Source organism: Nocardia sp. NPDC058058 (assembly GCF_042885355.1).
In the GTDB taxonomy this organism is placed as follows: domain Bacteria; phylum Actinomycetota; class Actinomycetes; order Mycobacteriales; family Mycobacteriaceae; genus Nocardia.
Map to the genome: position 1 here is coordinate 1 of NZ_JBHVSA010000022.1, position 1412 is coordinate 1412.

At 63.4% G+C, this 1412-nt stretch carries 1 protein-coding gene; it reads right to left on the minus strand.

The features are described 5' to 3' along the window. Window positions 1-277: 277 nt before the first annotated feature. Entirely contained in the window at window positions 278-1087 is an 810-nt protein-coding gene (locus ACFVUS_RS43855; protein ID WP_143196348.1) for a hypothetical protein, read from the minus strand. Window positions 1088-1412 lie beyond the last annotated feature (325 nt).

The window sequence follows — 1412 nt, forward strand, 5'->3', positions numbered from 1 at the left end:
CTATCTGTAGTTTTGTTTGAAGCATTGAGGTTCCCGCCCGTGGAGTACCTGGTTTCCTAGCCCGGGCCGGCTTCGGTGGCCAGGAGCCGGCTCGGGCCTCTGCCCTTTTTCCTGTTGCCGGTTGGTCCGCGTGGCGATCGGGCCCTGATCGCCGTTACGGTTTGTTCGACGTCGAGATAGCTGAAGCCTTCACTACCTGCCCCCTGATCGCGATTGCCCGGAGCGGTTCCCCGGCCGCTTCCGAGGGGCTGGGTGGGAGTGGCTTTGAGGTTCGTGGCTATCTTGCTTGTTGAGCCTGCTTTTCGGGTACTGCGATGTGTTCTTCGGTGTTTACGATGTTCATGGTGAGAGTCGCGAGGAATGTCAGGATCGCTACGGTCAGGGCGCATAGAGCGATTTTGTCTGTGGTGGAGGCTCGGTGCCACCAATGGCCGTGTGGGACTTCAGCTGTCGGTGTGAGGCGGGCGCGGTTTGTGCGGCGGGCGAAGAAGAAGGCTGCAAGTCCTGCGAGCGCAACGGGCCCTGCGCCGATCAGGGTGCCCATGGCCATATCCGCGAATAGCTCCATCCCGCGTGCGCGTCCGACATCGGTCACTTTCCAGCCGAGCAGTAGGCCTCCGGCCAGCAGTATCACTGCGATGGAGGCTGTTAGGGCATCTTTCGAGGCGGCTGCTGCCCGATCGGCTTCTGCAGCGTGATTCCTTCCTCCGGCGCCTTTCAGTAGGAGGTCGATCCGTGCTGCTTGACCGTGGACCCATGTGGCGTCGCCGCCGGCGACCTGTACTTCCACGCGGCCGGTGTCGATCTTGATTGTGATCTTGCGGTCGCCGGTGTTGTCTGCGGCTTCGAGGTTGAGGTTGTCCCAGGAGTCGAGGTTTCCGCTTGCGTTGGCATCGCGGATATGTTCGATGAGGCCTGTAAGAGTGCCGGCGCTGTATCGGGTGCTGTCGCGTTGAGTGGATATGGCCACGGACACGGCGGGGATGCCTTCGGGGGCCAGGCTGAACAGGCGGTTGAGTTCGCTTTTGCCGAGTCGGCAGGCGCCGTACACCGCGCGAACCTCGGTCTGTTGGGTGGGGTTAGCCATGCTCAGGATTTTGGCGAAAATCGCAGGGTGCGGCTGGCTGGGTCTCGTATCGGTGACCAATCTGTAGCTGGCCTGACACACAGAGTGCCAGCCCACTCAGGCTGCGCACCGTTGTTGAGGGCGGATGGTTTTTGGGGCTGTGGCTCCTGCCGTGCTGCTGGCGGCCCGCGGAGCGGGCCCACCCCAACGGGCCGTGGGTCAGGCCCCCGCGAAAGGGAGGGGGTTGCCCGGGTTGATGTACGGGGGTTGCGGGTACGGCCGGGGAGTCGACGGAGGGGGTTCGATGGGGCCGGCGTTACTTACGCTTGGGGCTGCTGCTCTGGGG

Coding starts and splice junctions, on each gene's coding strand:
- ACFVUS_RS43855 (WP_143196348.1), bottom strand. CDS start 1,087: ATGGCTAACCCCACCCAACAGACCGAGGTTCGCGCGGTGTACGGCGCC.